25 protein-coding genes are annotated in these 23,656 nt (G+C 69.4%); 15 read left to right on the top strand and 10 right to left on the bottom strand.

What is annotated here, in order from left to right:
* Positions 1-31: 31 nt before the first annotated feature.
* The 4 genes from ACFWN2_RS37335 (at position 32) to ACFWN2_RS37320 (ending at position 4,715) form a co-directional block, all read left to right on the top strand.
* A complete protein-coding gene (locus ACFWN2_RS37335) occupies positions 32-1,384 on the top strand; it encodes an aldehyde dehydrogenase family protein (RefSeq protein WP_382435277.1) in 1,353 nt (450 codons plus the stop codon).
* A 33-nt stretch (positions 1,385-1,417) separates the two neighbouring features.
* Positions 1,418-2,185 (top strand): 3-oxoacyl-ACP reductase, encoded by a 768-nt coding sequence (locus ACFWN2_RS37330; protein WP_382435276.1) that lies wholly within the window; start codon positions 1,418-1,420, stop codon positions 2,183-2,185.
* Positions 2,186-2,884, top strand: coding sequence for a FadR/GntR family transcriptional regulator (locus tag ACFWN2_RS37325; RefSeq protein ID WP_382435275.1), 699 nt, complete (start codon positions 2,186-2,188; stop codon positions 2,882-2,884).
* Between the two features lie 187 nt (positions 2,885-3,071).
* Positions 3,072-4,715 (top strand): AMP-binding protein, encoded by a 1,644-nt coding sequence (locus ACFWN2_RS37320; protein ID WP_382435274.1) that lies wholly within the window; start codon positions 3,072-3,074, stop codon positions 4,713-4,715.
* Between the two features lie 169 nt (positions 4,716-4,884).
* On the opposite strand, the gene ACFWN2_RS37315 is transcribed toward ACFWN2_RS37320, so the two are convergent.
* Entirely contained in the window at positions 4,885-5,421 is a 537-nt protein-coding gene (locus ACFWN2_RS37315; RefSeq protein WP_382435273.1) for a hypothetical protein, read from the bottom strand.
* Positions 5,418-5,732: a hypothetical protein gene (locus ACFWN2_RS37310; RefSeq protein WP_382435272.1), complete on the bottom strand. Its 315-nt coding sequence runs from the start codon at positions 5,730-5,732 to the stop codon at positions 5,418-5,420. The genes ACFWN2_RS37315 and ACFWN2_RS37310 overlap by 4 nt, the downstream gene beginning before the upstream one ends.
* Positions 5,733-5,861: 129 nt before the next feature.
* Between ACFWN2_RS37310 and ACFWN2_RS37305 the strand changes: the two genes are divergently transcribed.
* The 9 genes from ACFWN2_RS37305 to ACFWN2_RS37265 all read left to right on the top strand — a co-directional run bounded on the left by ACFWN2_RS37305 (position 5,862) and on the right by ACFWN2_RS37265 (position 14,916).
* Positions 5,862-6,353: a GNAT family N-acetyltransferase gene (locus ACFWN2_RS37305; RefSeq protein WP_382435271.1), complete on the top strand. Its 492-nt coding sequence runs from the start codon at positions 5,862-5,864 to the stop codon at positions 6,351-6,353.
* 35 nt (positions 6,354-6,388) lie between these two features.
* Positions 6,389-8,437: a threonine--tRNA ligase gene (gene thrS / locus ACFWN2_RS37300; RefSeq protein ID WP_382435270.1), complete on the top strand. Its 2,049-nt coding sequence runs from the start codon at positions 6,389-6,391 to the stop codon at positions 8,435-8,437.
* The gene (locus ACFWN2_RS37295) at positions 8,434-8,982 is read left to right on the top strand and encodes an HIT family protein (RefSeq protein WP_382435269.1); all 549 of its coding nucleotides are present in this window, start codon (positions 8,434-8,436) and stop codon (positions 8,980-8,982) included. The genes thrS and ACFWN2_RS37295 overlap by 4 nt, the downstream gene beginning before the upstream one ends.
* Before the next feature lie 58 nt (positions 8,983-9,040).
* The gene (locus tag ACFWN2_RS37290; protein WP_382435268.1) at positions 9,041-9,220 is read left to right on the top strand and encodes a hypothetical protein; all 180 of its coding nucleotides are present in this window, start codon (positions 9,041-9,043) and stop codon (positions 9,218-9,220) included.
* Positions 9,221-9,496: 276 nt separating this feature from the next.
* The gene (locus ACFWN2_RS37285; RefSeq protein ID WP_382435267.1) at positions 9,497-10,336 is read left to right on the top strand and encodes a helix-turn-helix domain-containing protein; all 840 of its coding nucleotides are present in this window, start codon (positions 9,497-9,499) and stop codon (positions 10,334-10,336) included.
* A gap of 1,022 nt (positions 10,337-11,358) precedes the next feature.
* Entirely contained in the window at positions 11,359-11,961 is a 603-nt protein-coding gene (gene pgsA / locus ACFWN2_RS37280; protein ID WP_382435266.1) for a phosphatidylinositol phosphate synthase, read from the top strand.
* The gene (locus ACFWN2_RS37275) at positions 11,958-12,860 is read left to right on the top strand and encodes a phosphatidylinositol mannoside acyltransferase (RefSeq protein ID WP_382435265.1); all 903 of its coding nucleotides are present in this window, start codon (positions 11,958-11,960) and stop codon (positions 12,858-12,860) included. The genes pgsA and ACFWN2_RS37275 overlap by 4 nt, the downstream gene beginning before the upstream one ends.
* Positions 12,857-13,969: a glycosyltransferase family 4 protein gene (locus ACFWN2_RS37270; protein ID WP_382435264.1), complete on the top strand. Its 1,113-nt coding sequence runs from the start codon at positions 12,857-12,859 to the stop codon at positions 13,967-13,969. The genes ACFWN2_RS37275 and ACFWN2_RS37270 overlap by 4 nt, the downstream gene beginning before the upstream one ends.
* Positions 13,966-14,916 carry an NUDIX hydrolase gene (locus ACFWN2_RS37265; protein WP_382435263.1) on the top strand — a complete coding sequence of 317 codons (951 nt, stop codon included), beginning with the start codon at positions 13,966-13,968 and terminating at the stop codon, positions 14,914-14,916. Before ACFWN2_RS37270 ends, ACFWN2_RS37265 begins: the two co-directional genes overlap by 4 nt.
* Positions 14,917-14,920: 4 nt before the next feature.
* Here the strand turns inward: ACFWN2_RS37265 and ACFWN2_RS37260 are convergent, their stop codons facing one another.
* From ACFWN2_RS37260 to ACFWN2_RS37245, 4 genes are read right to left on the bottom strand one after another with little or no spacing between them, the layout of a single operon-like run.
* Positions 14,921-15,913, bottom strand: coding sequence for a TIGR03842 family LLM class F420-dependent oxidoreductase (locus ACFWN2_RS37260; protein WP_382435262.1), 993 nt, complete (start codon positions 15,911-15,913; stop codon positions 14,921-14,923).
* A gap of 13 nt (positions 15,914-15,926) precedes the next feature.
* Entirely contained in the window at positions 15,927-17,312 is a 1,386-nt protein-coding gene (gene hydA / locus ACFWN2_RS37255; RefSeq protein ID WP_382435261.1) for a dihydropyrimidinase, read from the bottom strand.
* Entirely contained in the window at positions 17,309-18,151 is an 843-nt protein-coding gene (locus ACFWN2_RS37250) for a nitrilase-related carbon-nitrogen hydrolase (protein ID WP_382435260.1), read from the bottom strand. The genes hydA and ACFWN2_RS37250 overlap by 4 nt, the downstream gene beginning before the upstream one ends.
* Entirely contained in the window at positions 18,148-19,656 is a 1,509-nt protein-coding gene (locus tag ACFWN2_RS37245) for an NCS1 family nucleobase:cation symporter-1 (protein ID WP_382435259.1), read from the bottom strand. The genes ACFWN2_RS37250 and ACFWN2_RS37245 overlap by 4 nt, the downstream gene beginning before the upstream one ends.
* 144 nt (positions 19,657-19,800) lie before the next feature.
* Here ACFWN2_RS37245 and ACFWN2_RS37240 point away from each other — a divergent pair, with 144 nt between their 5' ends.
* Positions 19,801-20,502: a hypothetical protein gene (locus ACFWN2_RS37240; RefSeq protein WP_382435258.1), complete on the top strand. Its 702-nt coding sequence runs from the start codon at positions 19,801-19,803 to the stop codon at positions 20,500-20,502.
* On the opposite strand, the gene ACFWN2_RS37235 is transcribed toward ACFWN2_RS37240, so the two are convergent.
* Genes ACFWN2_RS37235 through ACFWN2_RS37220 form a run of 4 tightly spaced genes read right to left on the bottom strand, consistent with a single transcriptional unit; the run spans position 20,483 to position 23,068 of the window.
* Entirely contained in the window at positions 20,483-20,986 is a 504-nt protein-coding gene (locus ACFWN2_RS37235; RefSeq protein ID WP_382435257.1) for a hypothetical protein, read from the bottom strand. The two genes, ACFWN2_RS37240 and ACFWN2_RS37235, sit on opposite strands and share 20 nt — an antisense overlap.
* 36 nt (positions 20,987-21,022) lie before the next feature.
* Complete coding sequence (locus ACFWN2_RS37230; protein ID WP_382435256.1) at positions 21,023-21,646, bottom strand: class I SAM-dependent methyltransferase; 624 nt, start codon at positions 21,644-21,646, stop codon at positions 21,023-21,025.
* A gap of 9 nt (positions 21,647-21,655) precedes the next feature.
* Positions 21,656-22,309 carry a hypothetical protein gene (locus tag ACFWN2_RS37225; RefSeq protein ID WP_382435255.1) on the bottom strand — a complete coding sequence of 218 codons (654 nt, stop codon included), beginning with the start codon at positions 22,307-22,309 and terminating at the stop codon, positions 21,656-21,658.
* A gap of 51 nt (positions 22,310-22,360) precedes the next feature.
* On the bottom strand, positions 22,361-23,068 hold the full coding sequence (locus tag ACFWN2_RS37220) for a MerR family transcriptional regulator (protein WP_382435254.1): 708 nt from the start codon (positions 23,066-23,068) through the stop codon (positions 22,361-22,363).
* A 128-nt stretch (positions 23,069-23,196) separates the two neighbouring features.
* Here ACFWN2_RS37220 and ACFWN2_RS37215 point away from each other — a divergent pair, with 128 nt between their 5' ends.
* Entirely contained in the window at positions 23,197-23,655 is a 459-nt protein-coding gene (locus ACFWN2_RS37215; RefSeq protein ID WP_382435253.1) for a hypothetical protein, read from the top strand.
* Position 23,656: the final 1 nt, after the last annotated feature.

The following is a 23,656-nucleotide window of genomic DNA, read 5'->3' as shown; positions in this document are numbered from 1 at the left end:
CACTCGTAGACGTGGCAAGGAGCGAAGCGCTGTGACCTTTGATGTCGTCAACCCCGCCACCGAGAAGGTCGTGCGGTCCGTCCCGCACACCACCCTCGGCGACACGGACGCGGCGATCGGCCGGGCGCAGAAGGCGTTCGAGAGCTGGCGGAACGTCGCCCCCGGCGATCGCGCCCGGCTGCTGCGGAAGTTCGCGGAGGTCGTCGACGCGCACGTCGAGGAGCTGGCACAGCTGGAGGTCGAGAACTCCGGCCACACCATCGGCAACGCGCGCTGGGAGGCGGGCAACGTCCGCGACGTGCTCCAGTACTACTCGGCCGCGCCGGAACGCCAGTTCGGCAAGCAGATCCCGGTCGCGGGCGGGCTCGACGTCACCTTCCACGAACCGCTCGGCGTCGTCGGCGTGATCGTGCCGTGGAACTTCCCGATGCCCATCGCGGGCTGGGGTTTCGCGCCCGCGCTGGCCGCGGGCAACACGGTCGTGCTCAAGCCGGCCGAGGTGACGCCCCTGACCGCGATCCGCCTCGGCGAGCTCGCGCTGGAGGCCGGCATCCCGGAGGGCGTGTTCCAGGTGCTGCCGGGCAAGGGCAGCGTCGTCGGCAACCGGTTCGTCACGCACCCGTTGGTGCGCAAGGTCGTCTTCACCGGCTCCACCGAGGTCGGCAAGCAGATCATGGCCGGCTGCGCGGACCAGGTGAAGCGGGTGACCCTGGAACTGGGCGGCAAGTCCGCCAACATCGTCTTCGCGGACTCCGACCTGGAGAAGGCGGCCGCCACCGCGCCGTACGGGGTGTTCGACAACGCCGGTCAGGACTGCTGCGCGCGGTCGCGGATCCTCGTGCAGGCGAGTGTCTACGACCGGTTCATGGAACTGCTGGAGCCCGCCGTCAAGGGCGTCAAGGTCGGTGAGCCCGGCGACGAGGCGACCGAGATGGGGCCGCTCATCACCGCCGCGCACCTCGGCAAGGTCGCGTCTTACGTCCCAGACGACGAGCACGTGGCGTTCCGCGGCACGGCGCCGGACGGACCGGGCTTCTGGTTCCCGCCCACGGTCCTGACGCCTCCCGCGGACCACCCGACGGTCACCGAGGAGATCTTCGGACCGGTCGTCGTCGTGCTGCCGTTCACCGACGAGGCCGACGCGATCAGGATCGCGAACGACTCCGAGTACGGCCTGTCCGGGTCGATCTGGACGAACGACGTCGGCCGCGCCATCCGGGTGTCCCGTGCCGTCGAGGCCGGAAACCTGTCGGTGAACTCGCATTCGTCCGTCCGCTACTGGACGCCGTTCGGCGGCGTGAAGCAGTCCGGGCTCGGCCGTGAGCTCGGCCCCGACGCGCTGGACGCCTTCACCGAGGTCAAGAACGTCTTCATAGCCACCTGATTTCCGGTCACACCCGAGCAAGGAGAACACAAGATGGTGCAGCGACTCGAGGGCCGCGTGGCCGTCGTGACGGGTGGCGGCAGCGGCATCGGTCTCGCGACCGCGCGCAGGTTCGCGAGCGAGGGCGCGAAGGTCGTCGTCGCCGATCTCGACCCCGCCACCGGCAAGGCGGTCGCGGACGAGGTCGGCGGGCTGTTCGTCCAGGTCGACGTGACCGACGAGGAACAGGTCAAGGCGCTCTTCCAGACCACTGTGGACACTTACGGCAAGCTGGACATCGCCTTCAACAACGCCGGTATCTCGCCGCCCGACGACGACTCGATCCTGACGACCGGCATCGAGGCCTGGGAACGCGTCCAGAAGGTGAACCTCACGTCGGTCTACCTGTGCTGCAAGTACGCCATCCCGCACATGCAGGCGAACGGCAAGGGCTCGATCATCAACACCGCGTCGTTCGTCGCGACGATGGGCGCGGCGACGTCGCAGATCTCCTACACGGCGTCGAAGGGCGGCGTGCTCGCGATGTCGCGTGAGCTCGGCGTGCAGTTCGCGCGCGAGGGCATCCGCGTCAACGCCCTGTCACCCGGCCCGGTCAACACCCCGCTGCTGCGCGAACTGTTCGCGAAGGACCCGGAGCGCGCGGCACGGCGTCTCGTCCACGTGCCGCTCGGCCGGTTCGCCGAACCTGAGGAAATCGCCGCCGCGGTCGCGTTCCTGGCGTCCGACGACTCGTCGTTCATGACGGCGTCGAACTTCCTCGTGGACGGCGGCATCGCCGGCGCGTACGTGACACCGCTCTAGATGGTGGAGCACGCGCAGGAGGCGTTGTTCCGCCCGGTGCGGGCGGGCAACGCCTTCGAGGAGACCGTCGAACGGCTCATGCAGTCCATCCGGCTCGGCGTCGTCGCGCCGGGGGAGAGGCTGCCGTCCGAACGGGACCTGGCCACCCGGCTCGGCGTGAGCCGGGTGACCGTGCGCGAGGCCATCAGGTCGTTGCAGGAGAACCATTACGTCGAGTCGCGAAGGGGACGGTACGGCGGCACGTTCGTCAAGACCGCGCTGCCGAAGTCGGCCCCCGGCAAGGAGTTCGGCGACCTCCACGACGTGCTGACGTTGCGCAAGGTGCTGGAGACCGGAGCCGCGGAGACGGCGGCGGGACGGTCGCTGGGCCCTGCCGAACGGCGGGGGTTGCGCGCTCGTCTGGAAGAAGCGTCCACTTCAACGCTTGCCGAATATCGGCGCAAGGACTCGCGGCTGCACCTCGCGATCGCCGAGGCGACCGGGTCCGCGGCGCTGACCGCCGCCGTCGCCGAGTCGCGGATGCGCGCCAACGAGCTGCTCGACCACATCCCGCTGCTCGAACCGAACCTCGCGCACTCCAACGCCCAGCACGAGCGCATCATCGCCTCCATTTTGGACGGAGACCCCACGGCGGCCCGCCAGGCGATGGCGGAGCACCTCGACGGGACGGCGTCGTTGTTGCGCGGCTTCCTGGTCTGACCGGTCAGACTCCGGCGAACGCAGCAGTGTGAGACAGTGACCGGGCAGGTTGCGGGCAATCTGAAAACGTTTGCAGGCTTAAATGTCCTGTTGTCATGCGAATTCCGCATGGAACAAGGCTTGGCGTGAGCCTTGCGGACAGTTACCGTCCGAATACCTCGGGGACTTGCAGCGCGAGGAGCTGTTGATGCCAGGGTTGCGCAAGGTGTTTCGCGACGCCATGGGCCGGGTGCACTCACTCCGCGTCTTGTCCGACGCGGGCATGGTCAGTCTCACGAACATCAAGATGTCCATGCAGGCGTTGCAGGAGGTCAAGGTCTGGGGACCGAACGTGACGGCGCTGCGCCGGTCCGTCCGGCTGAACCCCGACGGCGTCGCGATCGTCGACGAACGAGGCTCTGTCACCTACCGCCAGCTGGACAGACGTTCAAACGCGATCGCGCAGGGCCTGCGCTCGCTGGGAGTGCAGCACACCCACATCGTCGCGCTGATGTGCCGCAACCACCGGGGCATGGTCGAGTCGCTGCTGGCGTGCGCGAAGCTCGGCGTGCGCGTGCTGCTGGTGAACACCGGCTTCGGCGCCCCGGTAGTCATGGACCTGCTGCAACGCGAACGCGCGTCCCTCGTCATCCACGACGAGGAGTTCACCCCGCTGTTCCACCAGCTGCCGCCGTCGATCCCGCGCTGGCTCTCGTGGTCGCGCGACGGACTGGACCGCCGCACGCCGACGCTCGACCAGCTGGTGGCCAAGGCGCCGCGCGGCGAACTGGAACCGCCGCGCGAACCGGGCGTCGTGATCCAGCTGACCTCCGGCACCACCGGCACCCCGAAGGGCACGGCCCGCGAGATCAAGTCGGTGCTGACCGCGTCCGACTTCCTCGACCGCATCCCGATGCACTCGGGCGAGTCGACGTTCATCGCCGCGCCGATCTTCCACTCCGTCGGCTACTCGCACCTGACGCTCGCGATGTCGCTGGGCTCGCGCGCGGTGCTGCACCGCCGTTTCGACCCGCGCAAGACGCTGTGGTCGGTGCAGGGCCAGCGCTGCACGACGCTGGTGCTGGTGCCGACCATGCTGCAGCGGATCATGGAGCTCGACCGCCACGTGATCGACTCGTTCGACCTGTCGCACCTGAACGTCGTGTTCTCGTCCGGCGCCCCGATCACGCCGGACCTCGTCGAACGCACCCAGTCCGTGCTCGGCCCGGTGCTCTACAACCTCTACGGCTCAACGGAAGTCGCCGTCGCCACCGTCGCCACGCCGGAGGACCTCCAGGCCGCGCCGTCCAGCGTCGGCCTACCGCCGCACAACTGCGTCGTGCGCATCTACGACGAGAACGGCACCCGCATCACCCGGTCGTTCGTGACGGGCCGCATCTACGTGCGCGGCTCGCTCACCGTCGACCTCTACACCGACGGCACGCAGAAGGACTCGATCGACGGGCTCGTCGCGACCGGCGACCTCGGCCACTTCGACCCCAGCGGCAGGCTCTACTTCGACGGCCGCGAGGACGACATGATCGTGTCCGGCGGCGAGAACGTGTACCCGGTCGAGGTCGAGAACCTGCTCATGACGCACTACCGGGTGCGTGACGCGGCGGTGCTGGGCGTGCCGGATCCCGAGTACGGGCAACGGTTGCGCGCGTTCGTGGTGCCGGTGGCGGGGACGCGGATCGACGTGCGCGAGCTGCGCGAGTTCGTGCGCACCCGGCTGGCGCGCCACAAGGTGCCGCGCGAGGTCGTGGTCGTGCCGCAGCTGCCGCGCAACGCGACCGGCAAGGTGGTGCGGCGCCAGCTGCTGGCGATCCGGCTGGGACCGCAGTCGTACTAGGTGCCCGTGTCGCGGACCGGACATCGACGCAGACGCTGGTGCTTTTGGGCGGAACGCACGTCACCGCAGAACGAGGGGGACTAATCCGGCGGTGACGCGCGTTCCTGGCTTTGGGGAGCGCGCGACTCACGTCGTCGGGGATCGGAACGTGAGTCGCGCGCTCGGTCGGTCACCGCTCGAAGCGGTCACCCCTGTCGCCCCGTTCACCGAACGGGCCGCGCTGGTCGAAGCGGTCGCCGCCGCGGTCAGGCCCGCGCTCGCCCCGCTCGTACATCCGGACCTGGCCCGGGCCGCCCCGGTGGTCGTGGCGGTTGGCGGCGACCGCTCCCACGATGCCGCCGCCGAGGACCAGTCCCAGCAGGCCCACCGCGACCAGCTGGGTGGCGCGGTGGCGCACGAAACGCCGTCCACGGCCCGCCGGCACCGCGGCCGCGGGGGTCGCGGCCGGAGGCGGTCCCGCGGGTGCCTGTGCGGCCGAGGGCGGGGGTTCGGCCGCCGAAGCGGCTGCCGGTGCCGCCGCGGCCGGCTGCTCGGTGGTCGGTTGCGGTGCGGCCGTCGCTGGAAGCTCCGCGGTCGGGTGCTGGCCAGGCGTGGCCGGTGCCCCGGCCGGCAGCGGGGTCGTCGCCTGGTCCGGTGCAGGCCGGGCTGCCTGCGGTTCGTCGCTCGACGGCTCCTTCGGCGGAGGCGTCTGTCCCTGCTCGCTCATGTCCTCAACGATGCGCCGCTCGGCTGAGCTGGGGCTGACAGCCACCTGTTCGTTTCCTGAAGCCCGTCCTGGTCGCGCCTGGAGTTCATCACGGGCCTCGAACCAGCGAAAACGTGCCGCTGGTCGGCGTAGGTGGCGCCGAAGGTCTCGTCGTCGAGCACTCCCGTCCACAGGAAGTGCAACGTCGTGCGCGTGCCGTTGCGGGCGTCGCGGCGGGCGTAGTGGTCGCGCAGGTCGGCGTAGAGCAGTCGCAGTTCGTCCCGGTTGGACTCGGTGAGGCGAACCGGGCATTCGACGACCAGGTCGGACATGGCGGTGCTCCTTTCGGCGGGCCGGGAGACAACAGGGTGCTCGCCCGGGGTGCCGTACCGCATCCGAAAAACCACTCAGAAGCCGGTGCGTAGAGAAAGCGGTTGCGGCCGCGCGCTTCAATCGGACCCATGGAACTCGTACCGCTCCGCAGGGAGTTCGCGCAGGCGATGGCCGCGAGCCGTCCGAACGACGCCGAGGTCGACCGCCTCACCGGTACGCACGCGACGTTCGAGCTGGCGGACTACGAGGCCTACATCGAGCGGACCTTGAACGACCCGAACCGCTACACGCGTGCGATGACCGAGGACGGCGAGTTCCTCGGCGAGGTCGTTCTCACCATCGATCCGCACAACCGCTCCGCGGGCCTGCGGATCGCCATGTGGGACGGTTTCGGCAAGGGCTACGGGACGATCGCGATCAAGCACGTCCTCGACCACGCGTTCCACGAGCGCGACCTCCACCGGGTGGACCTGGAGGTGTACGACTTCAACGAACGGGCGATCCACGTCTACGAGAAACTGGGCTTCCGCCAGGAGGGCCGGTTGAGGGACGCCCTGCTCTGGGACGGCGTCTTCCACGACGCGATCGTCATGTCCATCTTGAGCACCGATAACATCTGATCCGAACACCCCAATTCACCGAACTAGGAGTCACCGTGTCCGAGTCGCGCCCAGCAGTCGCCCAGAACCCGCCGCGCGTGGTGGTTCCGGCTGGGACGACGGCGGGCACGGCCGTGCGCGAGGCCGGTCTGCCGGGCAAGGGTTCCGACGCGATCGTCGTCGTGCGCGACGCCGAGGGCCACCTGCGCGACCTGTCGTGGACCCCGCAGGTCGACGTCGAGGTCGAGGCCGTCGCCGCGGACACCGAGGACGGCCGCAGCGTCGTGCGCCACTCCGCGGCGCACGTGCTGGCGCAGGCCGTGCAGCAGCAGTTCCCCGACGCCAAGCTCGGCATCGGCCCGCCCGTGAAGGACGGCTTCTACTACGACTTCCAGGTCGAGAAGCCCTTCACGCCCGAGGACCTGCAGGCGCTGGAGAAGCGCATGAAGCAGATCATCAAGTCCTCGCAGCGGTTCTCGCGCCGCGTCGTCGAGTCGATCGACTCCGCGAAGACCGAGCTCGCCTCCGAGCCGTTCAAGCTGGAGCTCGTCGACATCAAGAGCGACGTCGACACCAGCGAGGTCATGGAGGTCGGCGGCGGCGAGCTGACGATCTACGACAACCTCGACCCGCGCTCCGGTGAGCAGGTCTGGGGCGACCTGTGCCGCGGCCCGCACGTGCCGACCACCAAGCACATCCCGGCGTTCAAGCTGACCCGCGTGGCCGCCGCGTACTGGCGCGGCAACGAGAACAACCCGCAGCTGCAGCGCATCTACGGCACCGCGTGGGAGTCGCAGGAGGCGCAGGACGCGTACCTGGAGCGCCTGGCCGAGGCCGAGCGCCGCGACCACCGCAAGCTGGGCGTGGAGCTCGACCTGTTCTCGTTCCCGGACGAGATCGGTTCCGGCCTCGCGGTGTTCCACCCCAAGGGCGGCATCATCCGCAAGGCGATGGAGGACTACTCCCGCCAGCGGCACACCGAAGAGGGCTACGAGTTCGTCTACTCGCCCCACATCACCAAGGGCAACCTGTTCGAGGTCTCCGGCCACCTCGACTGGTACAAGGACGGCATGTACCCGGCGATGCACCTCGACGCCGAGCTGAACGAGGACGGCACCGTCCGCAAGCCGGGCCAGGACTACTACCTGAAGCCGATGAACTGCCCGTTCCACGACCTGATCTTCAAGTCGCGCGGCCGTTCGTACCGCGAGCTTCCGCTGCGCATGTTCGAGTTCGGCGGCGTCTACCGGTACGAGAAGTCCGGTGTGGTGCACGGCCTGACCCGCGTGCGCGGCATGACGCAGGACGACGCGCACATCTTCTGCACCCGCGACCAGGTGCGCGACGAGCTGAAGTCGCTGCTGACGTTCGTGCTCGACCTGCTGCGCGACTACGGCCTCGACGACTTCTACCTGGAGCTCTCGACCAAGAACCCCGAGAAGTACGTGGGTGCGGACGAGATCTGGGAGGAGGCGACGGAGACCCTGGCGTCGGTCGCCCAGGAGTCCGGCCTGGAGCTCGTGCCCGACCCCGGTGGCGCCGCGTTCTACGGCCCGAAGATCTCGGTGCAGTGCCGTGACGCGCTCGGCCGCACCTGGCAGATGTCGACCATCCAGCTCGACTTCAACCTGCCCGAGCGGTTCGAACTGGAGTACACGGGCCCGGACGGCTCGCGCGTGCGTCCGGTCATGATCCACCGCGCGCTGTTCGGGTCGGTGGAGCGCTTCTTCGGCGTGATGACCGAGCACTACGCGGGCGCGTTCCCGGCGTGGCTCGCGCCGGTCCAGGTGATGGGCATCCCGGTGACGTCCGAGAACGCCGACCACCTGTTCGCCGTGCGCGAGGTGCTGCGCAAGAAGGGCATCCGGGTCGACGTGGACGCCTCGGACGACCGCATGCAGAAGAAGATCCGCAACCACACCATGCAGAAGGTGCCGTTCATGCTCCTGGCCGGTGCCAAGGACGTGGAGGCGAACGCGGTGTCGTTCCGGTTCCGCGACGGCACGCAGATCAACGGCGTGCCGGTGGAGCGGGCCGTCGAGCAGATCGTCGAGTGGGTGCAGCGCCGTGAGAACGCCTCGCCCACGGCGGAACTGCTCTCGTGACGACGGAGTACTCCTCTCAGGACGGTGTGGGGGTCCCGGACGCGTTGCAGCGCCTGTGGACCCCGCACCGCCTGTCCTACGTGCAGGGCGCGGGCAAGGCGGAGGGCGACGAGCCCGCCGGCTGCCCGTTCTGCCGTGTCGTGGAACTGTCCGACGAGGACGGTCTGATCGTCGCGCGCGGGGCCGAGGTCTTCGCGCTGCTGAACCTGTACCCGTACAACCCCGGCCACCTGATGGTGCTGCCGTACCGGCACGTGGCGGACTACACCGAGCTGACGGGCTCGGAGACCGCGGAGCTCGCGGCGTTCACGCAGAAGGCCATGACGGTCGCGCGGCACGTGGCGGCGCCGCACGGGTTCAACATCGGCATGAACCAGGGCGTGGTCGCCGGCGCCGGGATCGCCGCCCACCTGCACCAGCACCTGGTGCCGCGGTGGGGCGGGGACGCGAACTTCATGCCGGTCATCGGGCACACGAAGGTCCTGCCGCAGCTGCTGGGGGAGACCCGCCAGCTGCTGGCCGACGGCTGGAAGGCCGTCGACTGATCGTTTTCCGGCAGCTATCTGTTGACTTTCGATAGATCTGCGAGGCATGGTCTGAGCCATGCCTCGCTTGCTGCTGCTCCTGGTGGGTTGTGTCGCGGTCGCCGCGCTCGGCGTCGGCGCGATCACGTACGCGCACCACGACGACGCCCCCGGTCTGGGTCTCATCGGTTTCGTGCTGATTTTCGGGGCCATCGGGCTCGGTGTTCGAGCCGTTTTGCGGACTAAACGGCGCGTTTAGTCGGGCGGCGTGTTTGAAATCCGTACGAATTCATGGACAAAAGAGTGACAAAACCCACTGGACTTGTCTCCACTGGACAATCGTTCTCGTTTCCACGTGACCGGGAATGACTTTAGATTACTTCTTTCGGGTGCATTTCTCGCTCTGATCGAGACGTAACGCCAGCACAAAGCGATTCCAGGTGCGTGAGATCACCCACCTGGAGGTGTCAACTGCGAGTCAAGTCCCCGCCTATGGCCGATCGTCTCACCGTGTGCGAATGGTTACGGTGCGAACATGACCGCACCTGAGCGTTCGCGATTAGCGAGAGAGCGGCTTTCGCGTGAACTACGCCGGTTGCGCACCGAGGCGAAGATGACCGGCACGGCCACCGCCCGTGCCACCGGGATGAGCCAGTCAAAGCTGTCGAAGATCGAGAACGGCATGCTGCTCCCGTCCGTGACGGATGTGGAGCGTCTCGTGGCGGAACTGGCCGCCGCGAGAGAGACGCGCATCGAACTGGTCGAACTCGCCAGGTCGCTGCACGCGGAGGCGGAAACCCGCCGCGTCGTGCTGCACCGAGGAGCGCACCGCCACCAGCAGACGATCAGCCGCGTGGAGGCGCGGGCCGCGACGTCGAGGTTCTTCCAGGTCAACCTGGTCCCCTCGCTGCTGCAGTCCGAGTCCTACCTGAGGATCGTGCTGGGGACGATGCCGCATTCGGAGCAGGAGGCCGCGGTGGCCGCCCTGCGCACCCGTCGTTCCCGTATGGACGACCTGGCGAAGCAGTTCGTGTTCGTGCTGTCCGAGAGCGCGCTGCGCTGGCGGATGGGCTCGGCCGAACTCATGGCGGAACAGGTGGAACACCTGATCGCCATGCAGCGCCGCCCGAACGTGCGCCTCGGCGTGGTGCCGTGGTCGGCCGACGCGAACGTCGTCGCCCTGCACGGTTTCCACATCTACGACGAGCGCGTCGTCACGGTCAGCGTGCTGACCGGCAACGCCACCATCACCGACCCGCTGGACGTGCGCGAGTACCTCGGGTTGTTCAGCCGGCTGGAGCGGCTGGCGGTGCGAGGGGAGGAGTTGCAGGGGTTGTTGAAGCGCATCGCCGAGGACCACCGCCGGCTGGGCTGAACTTGAACTGCCTGGCCGGCGGGCCGGTCCGCGGTGGGGCGTTGGTTGAGGGGTTGTTGGCCAGGGATTTTGGCCAGGGATTTTGACGAGGGGGTTGTAGCGAGGGGGTTGGACGGGCTGTTCGCGGGTGCTGTCGAGGGGACGAGACGGCGCTCGCACGGCCCGCTCCTCGCGCACGGCCTGCGTCTCGCGCACGGCGCGCCTTCGCGCGCACCCCGCGCACGGCCCGCACAGCCTGCGTCTCGCGCACGGCTCGCACCTCGCGCACAGCGCGGCTTCGCGCGCACCCCGCGCACGGCCCGCCTCTCGCGCGCACGGCTCGCACCCCAAGCACGGCATATGTTCGCGTGCACGGACCGCACTTCGCGCACGGACCGCACTTCGCGCACGGACCGCACTTCGCGCACGGACCGCACCTCGCGCACGGACCGCGTTTGTGCGCGGCCCGCCTCACGCGCGCATGGTTTGTACCTCGCGCACGGCGCACCTTCGCGCGCACGGCCCGCACCTCGCGCGCCTGGCCTGCGTCGCGCGCACGGCTTGCGTCTTGCGCACGGTGCGCCTTCGCCCGCACTTCGTGCATGGCCTGCGTCGCGCGCATGGCGCGCACCCCGCGCACGGCCCGCTTTACACGCGTGACTTGCCGACGCGCCCACGGGCCCGTGTCTCGCGCACGGCCCGAGCCTCCCCAAGGGCTCCGCGGCTGCCAGGCTCCGCATGCACGTGAGCCCTGTGCCCGGCTCGCCGACCCACCGCCTGACCGCCCCATCCGCGCGGCGCCACCCACCGTCCCGAGCACCCGTCTCTGCGGCGCCCCCACCGTCCCGAGCACCTGCCCCCGCGGCGCCTCCCCGCCGCCCCCGCCCCCACCGCCCGCACCCCCACCGCCCGCACCCCCACCGCCCGCACCCCCACCTCCCACGTCCCTGCCGAACGCGATCGCCCCCGCCTCCAGGGCCGTCCCACTCCCGCGCTTACCCGCGGCACGTGCGTTTCACCAGTCCAGCTAGGCTGCGGCTGCCATGCTGAACATCTTCGCTCGCGCGTCCGTCTCGCGCGTCACCGATCCGATCGGGGCGTGGCTGCTGGCGCGTGGCCTCACGCCCAACGCCGTGACCGTGGTCGGCACGATCGGTGCCGTGGCGAGCGCGCTGTGGTTCATCCCCCGCGGTCAGCTCTTCCTGGGCTGTGCGCTGGTGACGTTCTTCGTGCTGCTCGACCTCATCGACGGTGCCATGGCCCGCGCGCAGGGGCCCACGAAGTTCGGTGCCGTGCTCGACGCCACCTGTGACCGCATCGCGGACGGGGCGCTGTTCGCGGCGCTCACCTGGTACGCGTTCGACACCGGCAACCGGTGGACGGCGGCGGCCGGGTTCATCTGCCTGGTGGCCTCGCAGGTCATCTCCTACGTCAAGGCGCGCGCTGACGCGTCCGGGCTCAGTGCTGACGGCGGGCTGGCGGAGCGGGCCGAGCGGTTCATCGTCGCGTTGATCGGCGCCGGCGTGCAGGGGCTGGGTGTGCCGTACCTGCTGGACATCTCGCTGTGGCTGCTGGCGGCGATGACCGTCGTCACGGTGTTGCAGCGGATCTTCGCCGTCGCGAAGTCGGCGCGGGAGGCCGCGTGAACCTCGCGACCCTCGGGTACAGCGCCGGGTGGCGGCTGATCCGGCTGCTGCCGGAGTCGTGGGCGCGCGGGTTGTTCCGCGCCGGGGCCGACTACGCGGCGAAGCGGGGTGGGGGGAGTGTCGCGCAGTTGCGCGCGAACCTCCGCCGCGTTGTGCCGCGGGCCGGTGAGGACGAGCTCGACGAACTGGTGCGCGACTCGCTGCGGTCCTATGCGCGGTACTGGTGCGAGGCGTTCCGGCTGCCGTCGATGGACCTCAAGGCGGCCTACGAGAAGTGCGACTCGCAGGTGTCCGGGGTGGAGAACCTCGACGCCGCCATCGCGGCGGGCACCGGTGCGGTCGTGGCGCTGCCGCACAGCGGCAACTGGGACATGGCGGGCGTCTGGCTCGTCGGCCACTCCGGCACGTTCACGACGGTCGCCGAGCGGCTCAAGCCCGAGTCGCTGTACCGCAAGTTCCTGGACTTCCGCGAGACGCTCGGCTTCGAGGTGCTGCCGCTCAACGGCGGCGACCGTCCACCCGCGACGGTGCTGGCCGAACGCCTGCGCGACAACAAGGTCGTGTGCCTGCTGGCCGACAGGGACCTGACGACGTCCGGTGTGCCCGTGACGTTCTTCGGCGAGCAGACGCTGATGCCTGCGGGCCCCGCCCACCTCGCGTCGACGACGGGGGCCGCGCTGCTGCCGGTCGGGTGCTGGTTCACCGAGGACGGCTGGCACTTCCGCATCCACCCGCCGATCAAGGTGAGCAACGTCCAGACCGCCACGCAGGCCGTCGCGGACGTGTTCGCCGCCGACATCGCCGCGCACCCCGCCGACTGGCACATGCTGCAGAAGCTCTGGCTCTCCGACCTGCCGGAGGGCCGCCGCGCCGCGCTGGCCAGGAGGCTCGCGCGGTGAAGGTAGGCATCGTCTGCCCTTACTCTCTCGACGTGCCAGGGGGAGTGCAGGCGCACGTCGTCGACCTCGCCCGCGCCCTGATCGGCCTGGGCCACGAGGTGAACGTGCTCGCGCCGGCCGACGACGACCAGAAGCTGCCGGAGTTCGTCACCTCCGCCGGCCGTGCGGTCGGCATCCCCTACAACGGTTCGGTGGCACGTCTGAGCTTCGGCCCCGTCTCGTACGCGCGGGTGCGCCGCTGGATCGACGAGCACCAGTTCGACGTCCTGCACCTGCACGAACCGACGGCGCCCTCGCTGTCGTTCCTGGCGCTGGTGGTCGCCGACGGGCCGATCGTCGCCACCTTCCACACCTCGACGCCGCGCTCCAAGATGCTGTCGGCGTTCCAGGGCGTGCTGCAGCCGTTCCTGGAGAAGGTCACGGCCCGCATCGCCGTGTCGGCGCTGGCACGGCGCGTCCAGGTCGAGCACCTCGGCGGCGACGCGGTGGAGATCCCGAACGGCGTCGACGTCGACTTCTTCGCCTCCGCGTCCACTTTGGACGACTACCCGCGGTCCGGCGGCACGATCGGTTTCGTCGGCCGCTACGACGAGCCGCGCAAGGGCATGCCGATCCTGTGGGAGGCGTTCGGCCTGATCGCCGACGAGTTCCCCGACCTGCGCCTGCTGGTCGTGGGCCGCGGCGAGAACCCGTTCGACGGGCCCCACGCGTCCAGGGTCGACCTGCTGGGCCAGGTCAGCGACGAGGACAAGGCCCGCATGCTGCGCTCGCTGGACGTCTACGTCGCCCCGAACACCGGCGGCGAGTCGTTCGGCATCATCCTGACCGAGGCCATGTCCGCCGGCACCGCCGTGGTGGCGTCGGACCTGGACGCGTTCCGGCGCGTGCTGGACGACGGCAAGGCGGGCGTGCTGTTCCCGGTGGGCGACGCGTCCGCACTGGCCGACGCGCTGCGCTCGGTGCTGCGCGACTCGGCGTTGCGCGCCGAGTACGTCGACCTCGCGTCGCAACGGGTGCAGGCCTTCGACTGGTCCGTCGTCGCGAGCCAGGTGCTGCGCGTCTACGAGACCGCCATCGCCGCCGACCCGCGCCGGGTGAGCGAAGCATGACCACCGGCCTGATCGTCGTTCTGGTGGCGTCGCTGCTCGCCGTCTGGATCCTGTCGATCGCGAACCGCCTCGACCGCCTCCACGTCCGCACCGACGCGGCCTGGGCCGCCGTGGACGCCGCGCTGGCCCGCCGCGCGGTCGTCGTCCGCGCCCTGCTCGATCCCGCGCTGTCCGCCGCGGCCTCCCGTGCCGAGTCGGCGTCGCGTGCCGACCGCGAACAGACCGAGAACGAGCTCTCGGGTCTGCTGGGCGCCCTGGACCGCAGGACTTTGGCTCCAGCAATGGCTTTTGAGCTCGCCGACGCCGAGGAACGGGTCGTGCTGGCCCGCCGGGTCCACAACGACGCCGTCCGCGACACCCTCCTGCTGCGCCGACGCCGGGTTGTCCGCTGGCTGCGGCTGGCCGGCACCGCCCCGCAACCGTCGTACTTCGAGATCGCCGAACCCACCGCCCCGTCCGACGCCGTGATGCTGCGGCCCCGCCCGTCCGCGCGAGTGGTGCTGACGGACTCGGCCGGCCGTGTGCTGCTGTTCCAGGGCTTCGACCCCGCCCGCCCGCAGGAGTCGTTCTGGTTCACGGTCGGCGGCGGTGTCGAGGAGGGCGAGGAGCTGCGGGACACGGCGCTGCGCGAGGCCTTCGAGGAGACCGGCCTGACGCTGACGCCCGACCAGCTGATCGGGCCCGTGTGGCGCAGGCGTGCTGTGTTCAGCTTCGGTGGGGAGACGTTCGACGCGGAGGAATGGTTCTTCTACGCCTCCGTGGACGGCGACCTGACCGTAGACACGTCGGGGTTCAACGACGTCGAGGAAACCTCGATCACCGCGCACCGGTGGTGGAGTGCCGCGGAGTTGGAAGCCGCGGAGGACACCGTGTACCCGCTGCAGCTGGCCGAGCTCATGCCGACGCTCGGCCAGCCCTGGGACGGGGAGACCCGCACGGTCCGCTGACCGGCTAGACAGCGGGGATGACAGCAGACCCGTAGGCGTCCCGCGTCTTGTCCTTCTCGTCGTGCATCAGGTACAGCGCGAAGTTGTCGACCCCGATCTCCTTGAGCTCCTGCAACCGTTCCACGTGCGCCGACTCGGGTCCGACCAGGCAGAAGCGGTCCACGATCGCGTCCGGCACGAAGTCCGTGGAACGGTTGCCCGCCTTGCCGTGGTGGGCGTAGTCGTAGCCCTCGCGGTCCTTGATGTAGTCGGTCAGGGCCTTGGGCACGACGCCCGAGTCCCCGTACCGCGCGACGAGGTCCGCGACGTGGTTGCCGACCATGCCGCCGAACCACCGCAGCTGGTCGCGCTGGTGCGCGAGGTCCGTGCCCACGTAGGCCGGTGCCGCCACGCACATCGTGATCGCCGACGGGTCACGCCCGGCGGCCTCAGCGGCCTCGCGGACCGAGCCGATCGTCCAGCGGGCGATGTCCGGGTCCGCGGTCTGCAGGATGAAGCCGTCGGCCTGCTCACCGACCATCTTCAACGCGCGAGGCCCGTACGCGGCCATCCACATCTCCAGCTTTCCGTTGCGCACCCACGGGATCTGGACCGGTGTGCCGTGGTGCTCGACCTCCCGTCCCTCCGCCAGCTCCTTGATCACGTGCATCGCGGAGCCCAGTGTCGCGAGCGACGCCGGTTTCTGGCCGATCACGCGACGCGCCGAGTCGCCGCGGCCGATGCCGCAGACCGTGCGGTTGCCGAACATGTCGTTCAGCGTCGCGAACAACGACGCCGTGACCGACCAGTCGCGGGTCGACGGGTTGGTCACCATCGGGCCGATGACCAGGTCGCGGGTGGCGGAGAGCACCTGCGAGTAGATGACGAACGGCTCCTGCCACAGCACGCAGGAGTCGAACGTCCAGCCGTAGCGGAAGCCGCAGTCCTCGGCCGCGCGGAGGCCCTCCACCACGTCCCGTGCCGGCGGGTCGGTCTGCAGCACTACACCGAAGTCCACAGTGGACCTCCTCTCAGACGAGGTACTGGTTGAGATCGCGCTGCACGAAGCGGCCGTGACCGGTCGAGCCGTGGTACGCGCCGTCCGCGATCACCTTGCGGCCCCGCGAGAACACCGTGTCGACGCGGCCGGTGACCTCGAAGCCCTCGTAGGCCGAGTAGTCCACGGCCATGTGGTGGGTCTCGGCGGAGATCGTCTGCGTGGCCGACGGGTCGTAGACCACCACGTCCGCGTCGGCTCCCGGTGCGATCACGCCCTTGCGCGGGTACATGCCGAACATGCGCGCCGGGGTCGTGGAGACGATCTCGACCCAGCGCTCGCGGGTGATCTCGCCCTTCACGACGCCCTGGTGCAGCAGGTCGACGCGGTGCTCGACGCCGGGCATGCCGTTCGGGATCTTCGAGAAGTCGCCCAGCCCCAGCTGCTTCTGGTCCTTGAAGCAGAACGGGCAGTGGTCGGTGCTCACCACGGACAGGTCGTTCGTCCGCAGGCCGCGCCACAACGACGACTGGTGTTCCTTGGGGCGCAACGGAGGCGAGGCCACGTACTTCGCGCCCTCGAAACCGGGCTTGGCCAGGTCCTCCAGCGACAGGTAGAGGTACTGCGGGCACGTCTCGGCGAACACGTTCTGACCCGTGTCGCGCGCGGCCGTCACGGCGTCAAGCGCTTGCGACGCCGACAGGTGCACGATGTACAGCGGAGAACCGGTCACGCGAGCCAGCTGGATCGCGCGGGACGTCGCCTCGCCCTCCAGCTCCGGCGGCCGGGTCAGGCCGTGCTGCACCGGGTCGCCCAGGCCCGACGCGAGCGCCTGCGCGACGAGCTGGTCGATCGCGATGCCGTTCTCGGCGTGCATCATGATCGTGGCGCCGGTCTCGCGCGCCTTCTGCATGGCGCGCAGGATCTCGCCGTCCGTCGCGTAGAACACGCCGGGGTAGGCCATGAACATCTTGAAGCTGTTCACGCCGGCCGCGATGCACGACTCCATCTCCTTGAGCGACTCGTCGGTCACGTCGGAGATGATCATGTGGAAGCCGTAGTCGACCGCGCAGTTGCCGTCCGCCTTGCTGTGCCACTTGTCCAGAGTGGACAGCAGGGACGAACCCTTCGGCTGCACGGCGAAGTCGACGATCGTGGTGGTACCGCCCCACGCCGCCGCAACAGTGCCGGTCTCGAAGGTGTCCGCAGACTGGGTCCCGCCGAACGGCATCTCCATGTGCGTGTGCGCGTCGATGCCGCCGGGGATGACGTACTTCCCCGCCGCGTCGATCACCTCGTCCGCCTGCACGGAGAAGCCCGGCGTGACCAGCGCCGCGATGTGCTCGCCGTCGATGAGCACGTCGGCGGCGTGCGAGCCCGTCGCGTTGATCACCAGGCCGTTCTTGATGAGAGTGCTCACGGGTTCACCAGGCCCTCGTAGGTGTCCGGGCGGCGGTCGCGGTAGAACGCCCACGTGTCGCGGACCTCGGTCAGCAGGTCCAGGTCGAGGTCGCGCACCACGAGCTCTTCCTCGGTGTCCGACGCCGCGTCGCCGACGAGCTGCCCGCGCGGCGAGACGAAGTACGTCTGGCCGTAGAACTCGTTGTCACCCAGCGGTTCCACGCCCACCCGGTTGATCGCGCCGACGAAGTACTCGTTCGCGACGGCCGCGGCGGGCTGCTCCAGCTTCCACAGGTACTCGCTCAACGAACGAGAGGTCGCCGACGGGTTGAACACGATCTTCGCGCCCGCCAGGCCCAGTGCACGCCAGCCCTCGGGGAAGTGGCGCTCGTAGCAGATGTAGACGCCGATCCGCCCGACCGCGGTGTCGAACACCGGGTACCCGAGGTTGCCGGGCTTGAAGTAGAACTTCTCCCAGAACCCCTTCACCTGCGGGATGTGGTTCTTGCGGTACTTGCCGAGGTACGTGCCGTCGGCGTCGATCACGGCCGCGGTGTTGTAGTAGACGCCGGGCTGCTCGACCTCGTACATCGGCACGATCAGCACGATATTGTTCTGCGCGGCCACTTCCTGCATCAGCTGCGTGGTCGGTCCGTCCGGAATGGACTCGGTGTAGGAGTAGAAGTCGGCGTCCTGGACCTGGCAGAAGTACGGGCCGTAGAAGAGCTCCTGGAGGCACAGCACCTGCGCGCCCTGGGAGGCGGCGGCGCGGATGTGCTCGACCGCGTTCGCGATCATCGACTCCTTGTCGCCCGTCCACTTCTGCTGGACGAGCGCCGCCCGGATGATGTTGCTCACCTGGTCGTCTCCTTTGCCGTGTTGTCCTTCAGAGCGAGGAAGACCAGGAAGCCGGCCGCGAAGCCGACGACCCAGTTGTAGTCGTAGAGGGGCTTGAGGAACGGGATCAGCCCGTCGGCCGGGAACGGCCCGCCGTGGGCGCCGCCGACCGCGAGCAGCGAGCCCACGAGCGTCGCCACCACGGCACGCCAGTTCCAGCCGCCGTTGAACCAGTACGCGCCCCTGCCGTCGGCGTAGAGGTCCGCGAGCTCCAGGTGCGTCTTCTTGATCACCCAGTACCCGGCGACGAACACACCGGCCACCGACGCCAGCAGACCGCCGTAGAACCCGAGCCACGCGAAGATGTAGATGTTCGGGTCGGAGATCAGCCGCCACGGCTGGATCACGATGCCGACGACACCGGTGATCAGGCCGCCGACCGCGAACGTGATGCGCTTGGGGAAGGCGTTCGAGAAGTCGTAGGACGGGCTGACGACGTTCGCCGCGAGGTTCGCCGAGATCGTGGCCAGCACCAGCGAGATCAGCGCGACGATCACCAGGAACGTGCTGTCGAAGCGCGACGCGAGGTCGGCAGGGTCCCAGATCGCCTCGCCGTACAGCGCCTGCGCGCCCGACGTGGTCAGGATCGCGACGATCGCGATGAACGACATGGTGGTCGGCAGGCCGAGGATCTGCCCGGTGACCTGCTTCTTCTGCGACCCGCCGAACCGCGTGAAGTCCGGCATGTTCAGCGACAGCGTCGACCAGAACGCGATCATGCCCATCAGCGCGGGGAAGAAGAGCTTCCAGAACTCCGGTCCCCAGCCGAGCTTGCTGGGCGCGTCGAGGATCGGCCCGAAGCCGCCCGCCTTCACCAGCACGTAGCCCAGCAGGATCAGGAACCCGACGCTGACCAGCGGCGCCGTCCAGTTCTCGAACCGCCGGATCGCCTCCATGCCGCGCCAGATCACCAGCATCTGCACGACCCAGAAACCGAAGAAGCACAACCACAACGTCCACGGCTGACCGCCGATCGACGACGCCTTGGTCCACCCGTCACCGGCGAGCCGGCCGATGATCACGTGCAGCGCCTTGCCGCCGACCCACGTCTGGATGCCGAACCAGGCGCACGCGATGAACGCCCTCAGCAACGCCACCAGGTTCGCGCCGCGGATGCCGTAGAAGGCGCGGGCGAACACGGGGAACGGGATGCCGTACTTCGTGCCCGCGTGGCTGTTGAGCAGCATGGGGACCAGCACGATCAGGTTGCCCAGTGTGATCGTGAGGAAGGCCTGCACCCAGTCCATGCCGATCGCGATCAACGACGCCGCGAGCGTGTAGCTGGGGATGTTGTGCGCCATGCCCATCCACAGCGCGAAGAAGTTGTACGTCGTCCATGTCCGCTGCTCGACGGGCACGGGTGCGAGTTCGGGGTTGAAGAACCTGCTGTCCTTGATGGGACCCACGTCGCTCAGTTCGACGCGGCCATCAGGTGTGACCTGGGGCGGTGAGGACTCGACTGCCATCGTTCAACCCCCTGTTACGCTGCTGAAACAACGCCAACCCGGTCTGATTCCATCCCGGAATCCTGGGTCCGCCGGTGCAGGTCTGGCAGTGTCAGAGTGTCCACGCTTGTCATGATCGGCGCACATTGTGTTCCACTTGGGGTCATGGGGATCTCTCGCCGCGCCGTCCTGCTCGGGGGCGTGGGGCTGGCAGGAGCAGCGGGGACGTACGCCGCGCTCACCCCGCGCGGCCGCCGGCTGCTCGGCTGGACGGGCCCCGACGGGGTGGTGCCGGACGTCGCACCTGTACCCGTTCAGCCCACACCGTGGGGCGCGTGGATGGGCACGGCCGGTCCGACGGTGCTCGTGCTGCACGGCCGTGGCGGCGGCGTCGGCTGGTGGGAGGCACTGGGGCTGCCGAGGTTCCTCAACGGGAGCGCGTTGCGGTGCGCGGTGGTCAACGGCGGCGAGGACTACTGGGTGAACCTCACGCCGCCCGTGCCGTTCGAGGCCGCGCTGGGCGTGTCGATGGGCGGGTTCGGCGTGCTCGACATCGCGTCCCGCCGGCCGTTGAAGGCCGTGGCCGCGATCAGCCCGGCGCTGTTCCCGTCGTGGGAGGACGCCGAGCGGATCGACGGGTTCGCGTCGCGTGAGGTGTGGGAGGCGCACGAACCGTTGCGGCACAGCGAGAGGATCACGTCACCGGTCGGCGTGTGGTGCGGGCGCGAGGATCCGTTCCACGACCCGGCGCGGGAGCTCGCGGAGGCGGTGGGCGCGGAGGGTTCGTTCGAGCACGGTGAGCACGGCGAGGGCTACTGGCGCCGGGTGCTGCCGGACGCGCTGAGGTTCATCGAGCGGCGACTTTGAGCCGCACCACGGCCGTGCCCGCCTTGCGGTCGTGCCACGTCCGCGTGCCCCGCAGGTCCAAAGCCTCCACAACGGAGAGCGAGAGCAGCGCGAACCCACCTACTAGTAGCAACGAGGCGAGCCAGCCCGCCGACCCGATGGCGACGTGTTCGCCGATGACGACCCAAGGCTGCTGCCAGCCGAGGCCCGCCATCAGCGCGGGCTCCCGCCAGCCCAGACCGGTCAGCACGAGCACCAGCCCCGTCCCGGGCAACGCGGTCGTGATGAGCGTGCGGGTCAGCGCTCGCCTGAGGCTCAGGCCGGACGCGGGGCCCACCACGCGCAACCCCGTGAGGGCCTTGCCGAGGGTGTTGAGCCGAAGCAGCAGGAAGTCGTACGCCACCGCGCACAGAACCACCAGCACCGGTTCGTGGACCAACGGCCACGCCACGACCAGCACCAGGAGCCAGTCGAGCAGACGGGCGAGCAGCCGACGAACGAGCATGATTCACGCTAAGCGGCAGAAGTCCGTCATAAGTGGTCAGTTCATGGCCACTTGTCGAACGAACTCCGCCACCCACCGGCCGTTGTCGCGCCTGATCGAACGCGGGGTGAGACCGTCGCCCGCGAACGCCTCGACCTCGGCGGGCGTGAGCGGCCACGGCGGACCGTCCGGATCGGGACCCTCGTCGCGCGCCACGGCGAGCACGAGCAGTTCGGAGCCCGTCAGCGCCGACACCTGCTTCGACGCCTCGGCGTGCAGGCCGACGGGCAGCGCCTGCACCGTCATGTTCTCCACGACGAGGTCGAACGCGCGGTGCCACTCGGCGGGCGGGTTCAGCAGGTCGGCGACCACGTAGGAGACGGACGAGCCGGGGTGGCGCTCCCGGACGGCCGCGACGGCGGTGGGGGAGATGTCGAACGCGGTCACCTCGAACCCCAGCGTGGCCAGGAACTCGGCGTCACGGCCGTAGCCGCAGCCCACGACCAGCGCGCGCCGGCCGGTGCCGACGACGCCGTCCGCCCACTCGACGAGGTGCGGTTGCGGGGTCGGGACGTCCCACGGAACGGCGGCCGTGCCGGCGGTGGCCTCCGCGTAGAGCTTCTCGAACCAGCCTGTCGGATCCGCGGCTTGAAGGCGGCGGGCGTCGTCATCAGCGGACATGACCTACTTCTACCCAACTCGGCGGCGCCGTGCGATCACTCGCGCGGTCTGGGCGCCGAACAGGGTGATGAAGGTGAACACGAAGATCGAGGTGGCGCCTTCCGGAGGGTCCGAGTTCGCCGACGGTCCCCTGACCAGCACGTACACCCACAACGCCGCCCAGGCCGCGAGGTAGAGGCAGTACTGGACCAGCGCGCTCATGGGCTGTGCCGCCATGAAGCGCGGGATCGTCCTGTCGAGCGTCGCCACCAGCAATCCGGCGAGTCCGCGCTCGCGCAGCACCCGCCACGGGGCGATCGCCGCCATCACCAGCGCCAGCACCACCACGACGAGGAACAGTTGCACGCCGAAATGCGCTTCGGGAGTGACTGCTCTGACGGCACCGACGACCACCAGGGAGAAGAGGAACGGCGGTGCCATGGCCGCCGCGAACTTGGCGAGGAGCACCACGTTGGCCCAGGTCTGCCGCGCGGCGGTCCCCGGACCGCGCGCGGGGTGGCCAGGAGCGCCCATGTTCACCGTGATGTGCTGCGAACCCACGTTCGTCGTGTGGTGGTGCACGCCGCCGGAGATCGACCCGGCCTGGACGACCTGGCCGTTCACGGTGCTGTTCTCGACGCGGTTGCGGACGTTCGGCTGGTCGTCTGACGACGGACGGCTCACGCGTCGCGACCCTAGTGGGACGGCCTCCGTCGTGAGACCGGTTTCGGCGGATCAGCGGGCGGCGCGCGCCTGACCCACGTAGTCCACCAGGCCGTCGTCCGCGGGCCAGCCGATCTGCGAACTGATCGACGCCTTGTTCTCCTCCCACGACCGCTGCGCCGCGGCCTGGACCGCCGGGTCGCCGCCGGTGAACTTGGCGCCCAGTTCGTCCCACTGCCGGGCCAGCTCGACGACGCGCGGGTCCGAAGCAGGCGTGCCGTCGGTCATGTGCCGGCGCAGTTCGCCCACCAGCTCCAGCCACGACGCCTTCAGTCCTTCCACGGCCTCCGGGCCCATCGCCGCCGCACGCGATCGGAGGTCACCCAACTGGTCGGCGGTGAAGTAGCTCTCGTGCACGGACATCATCTCCAAAGTGGACAGAAGGGACTCGGTGGTGTGCCCGTCGAGCAACGCGGTGAGGCGCGAGCGCAGTGCCTCGACCTGTTGTGCTTGCGCTGTCAAGGAAGCGAGCTGGGCTTCGAAGAGCGGCCGCAGCGAGTCCGAACGGGACAGTGCCGAGCGGACCTCCTCCAGCGACAGCCCGAGCTGACGCAGCGATCTCACCTGATAGAGGCGGCGAACGTCGTCCGGTGTGTACCGACGGTGACCGGAGGGCGTTCGCTCGGAGGCGACCACCAGTCCGATCTCGTCGTAGTGGTGCAGCGTGCGGACGGTCAGTCCGCTCGCTTTGGCCAGGTCACCGATGCTCCAGCGGGTCACACCACGACCGTAGGACCTCCCGTGGCGTCAGGTTCAAGCCCTGAACACCCGATCGAGCGGGTTAATTCTCGAACCGAACGCGCCGATGAAATCGAAGATCGGTCCCCAAAACCAGATTGAGGAAAACTGTGTCTCGTTCCGGACTGTTCCGTGCCGCCGCTCTGCTCGCCGCCAGCGCGGCCCCGCTGCTCGCCGCGGGTTCCGCCACCGCCGCCGAGCTCCCGCAGCTGGGCTCCGGTCTTCCCGAGGTCGGTGCGGACCAGCTGGCCGGCGCCTCCCAGCTCGCCAACCCGCTCGAGGCGGCCTCGGCCGTGCAGCTGCCGCACGTCGGCGCGCCCGTGGCCTCCGACCTGCCCGTCGCCGGCCTGCCCGTCCCCGCCCTCCCGGGCGCCGCTCACGAGCGCTCGCTGCCGAGCCCGGTCGCGCCCGACCTGGGCGGCCTGCCCGAGCTGAACACCCCCGAGGCCCACGGTGGCAACACCCACCTCGGCTCCGTGCAGGCACCGGTTCCGTCCGGCCTGCCCACCGAAGGCGCCGTGCCGAACCCGACCGTGCTCTCCGGCGTTCTGCCGACGATCAACGGCTGAG

Source organism: Lentzea sp. NPDC058436 (assembly GCF_042721515.1).
In the GTDB taxonomy this organism is placed as follows: domain Bacteria; phylum Actinomycetota; class Actinomycetes; order Mycobacteriales; family Pseudonocardiaceae; genus Lentzea.
This window is presented reverse-complemented; position numbering and strand designations above follow the sequence as displayed.